Origin of the sequence: Dietzia cercidiphylli, assembly GCF_014145145.1 — a bacterium.
GTDB lineage: Bacteria > Actinomycetota > Actinomycetes > Mycobacteriales > Mycobacteriaceae > Dietzia > Dietzia natronolimnaea.
The window spans coordinates 1-5,459 of the sequence record NZ_JAALEA010000072.1 but is presented as its reverse complement, the minus strand read 5'-3'; the positions used below and the strand labels follow the sequence as shown (position 1 = coordinate 5,459).

The 5,459-nt window shown below is 72.0% G+C and carries 9 protein-coding genes; 1 reads left to right on the top strand and 8 read right to left on the bottom strand.

Annotated elements, in window-relative coordinates; translation table 11 throughout:
• The 6 genes from thpR to G6028_RS03355 all read right to left on the bottom strand — a co-directional run.
• On the bottom strand, positions 1-358 hold a 358-nt coding region (gene thpR / locus G6028_RS03380), incomplete at its 3' end, for an RNA 2',3'-cyclic phosphodiesterase (protein WP_182658041.1).
• A gap of 26 nt (positions 359-384) precedes the next feature.
• Entirely contained in the window at positions 385-798 is a 414-nt protein-coding gene (locus tag G6028_RS03375; protein WP_182658040.1) for a fluoride efflux transporter FluC, read from the bottom strand.
• Positions 795-1,256: a CrcB family protein gene (locus tag G6028_RS03370; RefSeq protein ID WP_182658039.1), complete on the bottom strand. Its 462-nt coding sequence runs from the start codon at positions 1,254-1,256 to the stop codon at positions 795-797. Before G6028_RS03370 ends, G6028_RS03375 begins: the two co-directional genes overlap by 4 nt.
• Positions 1,257-1,267: 11 nt before the next feature.
• Positions 1,268-2,086, bottom strand: a complete 819-nt coding sequence (locus tag G6028_RS03365; protein WP_182658038.1) for a maleylpyruvate isomerase family mycothiol-dependent enzyme — start codon at positions 2,084-2,086, stop codon at positions 1,268-1,270.
• On the bottom strand, positions 2,083-2,949 hold the full coding sequence (locus G6028_RS03360; protein ID WP_182658037.1) for an acyl-CoA thioesterase domain-containing protein: 867 nt from the start codon (positions 2,947-2,949) through the stop codon (positions 2,083-2,085). The genes G6028_RS03365 and G6028_RS03360 overlap by 4 nt, the downstream gene beginning before the upstream one ends.
• 4 nt (positions 2,950-2,953) lie before the next feature.
• A complete protein-coding gene (locus tag G6028_RS03355; RefSeq protein WP_338404139.1) occupies positions 2,954-3,643 on the bottom strand; it encodes a TetR/AcrR family transcriptional regulator in 690 nt (229 codons plus the stop codon).
• 182 nt (positions 3,644-3,825) lie between these two features.
• Here G6028_RS03355 and G6028_RS03350 point away from each other — a divergent pair, with 182 nt between their 5' ends.
• The gene (locus G6028_RS03350; protein ID WP_182658035.1) at positions 3,826-4,515 is read left to right on the top strand and encodes an enoyl-CoA hydratase/isomerase family protein; all 690 of its coding nucleotides are present in this window, start codon (positions 3,826-3,828) and stop codon (positions 4,513-4,515) included.
• A 137-nt stretch (positions 4,516-4,652) separates the two neighbouring features.
• Here G6028_RS03350 and G6028_RS03345 read toward each other — a convergent pair whose 3' ends face one another.
• Both G6028_RS03345 and G6028_RS03340 read right to left on the bottom strand, forming a co-directional pair.
• Positions 4,653-4,991, bottom strand: a complete 339-nt coding sequence (locus G6028_RS03345) for a histone-like nucleoid-structuring protein Lsr2 (protein ID WP_182609511.1) — start codon at positions 4,989-4,991, stop codon at positions 4,653-4,655.
• 134 nt (positions 4,992-5,125) lie between these two features.
• Positions 5,126-5,459 (bottom strand): CbiX/SirB N-terminal domain-containing protein (locus tag G6028_RS03340; protein ID WP_277817562.1); only part of this gene is annotated, 334 nt, incomplete at its 5' end.

Here is a 5,459-nt window from a genome sequence, read left to right as displayed (position 1 = left end):
CGGCGGACCGGGCCCCCGCGGCCAGCGCGTCGAGCGGACGCTCGCGACGGTCATGCCCCGTCGGAGGAGGCGGTGACTGGTCGACCCCCGCCCACAGCACCTTGGCCCGCTCGACCGAGGGGAACGCCCCCGCCCCGGCCAGCCGCAGTCGGAACGGCTCGTGCCTGCGGGCGACCGCGCCGAGCCTGTCGGAGAGGTCGTCGATCCGCCACTCGTCGACATCCGGGCAGAAGGTCAGCGTGAGGTGCCACTGCGAGGGGGCGGTCCACGCCGGTCCCGGGCGTGGCTCGAGGAACCGCTCGAGCTCCTCGCGGACCTCGTCCGGCGGCAGGACCGCGACGAACATCCGATGACCCATACGCGCCCGACTCCCCTCTGCACCTCTCACACCACGGTGGTCCACCACGCGCCCAGCCACAAGCCCAGCAGGGCGGCGGCGACCGCGACGAGCATCGTGCCCACCGCGTAGGTCACCGCCATCAGGCGGCGACCCTCCCTGGCGAGGCGGACCGCGTCGAAGCTCGCCGTGGAGAACGTGGTGTACCCGCCGAGCACCCCGGTCCCCACGAGCGTCGCGGCGACGCCCGGACCTGCTGCCGAGGAGTGGCCGACCGTCGAGTTCACCGCCAGCAGCCCGAGCACCAGACCGAGGAGCAGCGAACCGGACACGTTGATGAGGAACGTGGCCAGGGGGAAGGCGCCCCGCCACCGCCGGGTCACGGCCACGTCCACGGAGTACCGCAGCGCCGAACCGACCGCGCCGCCCAGCGCCGCCCAGCCGATCACCGCCGCGCTCATCGCGTCGACCCCCGCTCGCCGTCGACGGCGGAGTCGGCCTCTGAGCCGGCGTCCCGATCATCCGCGCGCGCGGTCAGGAGCGCCGCCGTGCCGACCCCCGCCAGGGTGGCCAGCGCGCCGAGCAGCAGGGTCACCAGGACATAGGCCGCGGCGACCGTCGCGTCACCGTCCCAGAGCAGCTCGGCGGCGTGTTCGGTCACGGCGGAATAGGTCGTGAAGCCCCCGCACACCCCGGTGCCCAGGAGGAGTCGGACCCCGGCTCGTCGTCGTTCCCCCAGGCGCTCACCGGAGGCGGCCAACCACTCCAGCACCAACCCCAGCAGGAAGGCGCCGAGCACGTTCACGGCGAGCGTCGCGCCGAGGGGGGTGCCGGGGAGCATCACGGCCACGGTCGCACGCAGCGCGGAACCCACGGCCCCGCCCAGCGCCACCAGCCCCACTGCGACCGGAAGACTCACGACGGGCGGCCTCACACCGAGAGTCCGGCCTCCAGTGCGGCCTCGAGGCCCGCGCGGTCGCCGGAGATCTCCAGCCCCGCGTCGTCGGCGCCGACCCGGCCCCACAGCAGGAGCGCGAGCGACTCGGGCGAACCCGACACCTCGACCTCCCCGGCCCCCTCGGCACCGGGCAGATCCCACTCGAGGGCGCCCGGGGCCGTCGCACCCACCGGTTCGGCGCCCGTCGCCAGACCCTCGGGCGCGTGGAGCACCGCGCGCAACCGGATCGTCACGGGCAGGGGGCCGCGGGAGCCCTTGTGCGGGTACATCACGGCGCAGAACTCGTCGATCGTGTCCACGGCCACGTCCTCCGGAAGCGGCGTCGTGGCCGAGGGCCCGCCCAGCGCGTTCTCCAGGTCCCACCGGTGCAGCGCGGTCTCGTGGAGCTGACGCCGGAGCCAGAACGTCGCGGGCCCCGGGCCACCGAAGGTCCACGTGGGGGCGTCGACGTCGGTCTCCGTGAAGGTCTCGAGCATCCCCGAGGCCTGGGACGCATACCAGTCGGCGAGCGCGGCAGCGCCCGCCGACGCCGGCGGGGCGGACTTCATCGCGTCGCCCAGGCCCCGCGAGCGCTCGTGCGGGTTCCCGTCGCGCACCGTGACGCCGCCCCACCGGTTGACGGCGCCGAGGTGGGTGACGAGGTCGTGCACCGTCCACTCCGGGCACGACGGCACAGGGGCGGTCGGGTCGACGGCTGCCGAGTCGCCGCCGCCGGCGAGCGCGAACCGCACCAGACCGACCTGGGCCTCGATCGCGTCGAGCATCCGCTCCCGCGTCAACCTCGCGCTCATACGCGCGTCGCCGCCTCGTTCGATCCGATCGATCCGCTGTCCTCGGTGCCCGCTCGGCGCCGGGTGAAGTCGATCTGCCGTCCCGCGTTGGACACGGCCACCACGGTGCCGGTGCCGAACACGCCGTCGCGGTCGAACAGCGAGGCGCTGCCCACCGCCACCCCGGAGTCGCTGAGGTGCTCGTCGGCCTCGATGCCGATGTCGCCCGACCGGGGCAGGCGGGCCAGCGCCACGGTGAGATCGGCGTTGATGAAGCCGATGCCCTCGTCACCCCAGTGGGACATGAGGCTGGTGGACTCGGCCAGGGTCACGGCCCGCTGGAACGGGGTCGCGGCCTCACCGGCCACCACGTCCAATGGATGCAGCCAGAACCGCTTGCGCTGGTCGTTCTGGTGCGCGCTCATGTCGCGACTCCACGCCTCCCCCTCGTCGCCGCTGCCGAAGAACACGTTCGACCCCGGCCGGTTCTCGGTGGGGTCCGCCTCCGGCGGGGCCCCCACCCGTCGTCCCGAGCGCCACACATTTCCCGGTGGCTGCTCGCCGCGGCGCAACTGCACGAGGGTGCCCCGGGCGACCAACTTCCCCTCCTGCAGCATCCGGACGTCCGCGACCCGGATGCGGTTGCCGGCCCGGACCTCCTCCGTCACCGCGACCAGCGGCTCGGTGCGGACGGGCGCGAAGAGGTCCACGGTGAGCCGGGCGGGCTGGAACCCCTCCGCCCCGTGCTCGGCCTCGAGAGCGCGGGCCGAGGCCACCACGACCGCGGGCCCGTTGACCATGGTCTCCGACCAGGCGCTGCGCGCGTACCTGGTGGGGATGTACGCCCCCGACTCGTCGAGGGTGAAGAACGAACGCTCGCTCATGAGGTCAGCCCACCATTCCGATAGAAGAAGTTGCGGGTCCGGCAGCTGTGGCCGGGCGGACTCCGCCGGCGGCCCAGGACCGCAGGATCGCCGCGAGCTGCGTCTCGAAGTACTGCTCGGCGCTCGGCGACTCACGCCACACGCTGAGTTCCAGTGACACGACCCCGTGGAGCGAGGCCCAGATCGCGGTGGCCGCCTCGTGCACGTCGGTGGCCCGGAAGACCCCCTCGTCCACCAGCGCGTCGACGATCTCCAGCAGCGGTTCCCTCCACTGCGGGTCGCGCGACTGCGGGTCGCGGCGGTCGGCGCCGACGCGGGGTGAACGGACGGGCTCCCCCACGACGAGCGCGTACAGCCCCTGGTTCTCCAGCGCCCACCGGCGGTAGGCGCGGCACAGGGAGCGCATGTCGGTCTCGACACTGTCGTGACGCAGCGACTCCCGCAGCGCGTCGGCGAGCATGCGATCCGCCTCCTCCGCGACCGCGGCGAGCAAGCCGGACTTGCCCCCGAACATCGTGTAGATGGCCGTGGTGGAGGTGCCCTGCGAGGCGGCCAGCGGCCGCAGTCCGAGCTGCTCCGGCGCCGCTCCCCGGAGCCTGCGCGTGGCCTCCCTCAGGATCCCCAGCCGGAGGGCCTCGTCGTACTGGGCGTGGGGTGGGGCGCCGGTGGTCGCGCGGGAGGGGGAACGGGTCACCCGGGCAGGGTACGACGACGACGTCGCCATCGCGTCACAACGCCGTGGCGTGTCCAGCGGAACGGTGTCATCCCACCGCCATCACACGGGACTCCCGGCCCCCACGCGGGGCGCGGTGGACGGGCGTGACAACGGTGTCCCACCTGCCGTGACGGCGTTGCCGGGGATCTACGCTGGAGCCCATGCCCACACTGAGCCGTCACGAGTCCGTCTTCGTCCTCCGCTTCTCCGAGCCGGAGAACCCCGCGGACGCCCCGGACAACGCCTTCTCCCCCGACTTCCTGGACTCCCTCGATGCCGCCTTCGACGAGGTCGAGGCGTCCGAGGGGCCGGCGGCCCTGGTCACGACCGGGGCGGGGAAGTTCTACTCCAACGGTCTCGACCTGTCGGTGGTCGCCTCCGATCCCGCCGGCCTGCCCGCCTATGTCTCGCGGGCCCAGCGGGTGTTCGCCCGGGTCCTGCGGCTCGAGCTGCCCACGGTGGCCGCGGTCAACGGGCACGCGTTCGGAGCCGGGGCGATGCTGGCCCTGTCCCACGACCACCGCGTCATGCGCGCCGACCGCGGATTCTGGAACCTGCCCGAAGCGCAGCTGGGGATGCCGTTCCCTCCGGGGATGAACGCGCTCATCACCACTCGGCTGCCCCACACGGTGGCGAGCACGGCCATGCTCACCTCCAAGCGCTATGCGGCGGACGAGGCGATCGCGGCCGGGATAGCCCATGAGGCGGCCGAGGCGGACGCGGTGCTCGACCGCGCGATAACGGTCGCGGCGGAGATGGCTCCGCTCCGGAGTGCCAACTACGCCGGAATCCGTACAGGACTCGTCGCCGGCGCTCTCTCGCACCTGGATGAGCCGATCACGCGACTCTGAGCGAACTATCCGGCGGACAATTCCCGCGGCTCGAGGGCGGTGATCTCGCGACTTCCGTCCGCCAACCGGTACCGCACGCGAATACACGGAAGGGCCCGCACCCCGTCTCCCGGGGATGCGGGCCCTCGCGCGTGCGATCAGTTGGCGGCGGCGTACGCCTCCATCACGTCGGCCGGGATGCGGCCGCGATCAGAGACCTCGAAGCCGTTTTCCCGCGCCCATTCGCGAATGGCCTTGGTATCGCCCGAGCCGGACTTGGCGGCGGCCTTGCGCGCCGGCCTGCTCTTGCTTCCGGTCACGCGGTGACCTGCGTCGATGTACGGGGCCATCACCTCACGGAAGGCGTCGGCATTCTCGTCGCTCAGGTCGATGGAGTATTCCTTGCCCTCGAAGGCGAACGAGATGGAATTGGCCTCTTCGCCCAGTTCCGTTCCGTCGATGTCATCGATGTACCTGACCTGGAATTGCTGAGCCATTGATTCTCCTAGCTAGGTGCGACCACTACTACACAACAGTATGCACCAGCACCGGGAAATTATGCCCGGTCACATTTGCCGGCCATTCTCGATAAGTGATCCGTTTATTATGGGATCGAGAACAGTCGGGCCGGTCAGCGGATTAAATCCGTCGAATTCTCCAGGTATAACCGGACGATCAGATCGACTATCTCCGGGTTCGCGCCGAGCGGCGGTGAGGTCACGTCCGCGCCGGCCGCCGCGATCCGGTCCGCGAAGAACCCGGGCGCCAGCAGGTGGGTCGCCACGGCCACCCGGCGATGACCCCTCTCCCTGAACCCGGTGATCGCGTCGGCGACGGTCGGAGTGGCCGCGGAGGCGAACCCGGCGGACACCGGTACCCCGAGGACCCTCTCGAGGGCCGAGGCCAGGGCCCGCGTCTCGGCCTGCGAGGACTCGTCCCGGCTGCCCGCGGCGCCCAGGACCACG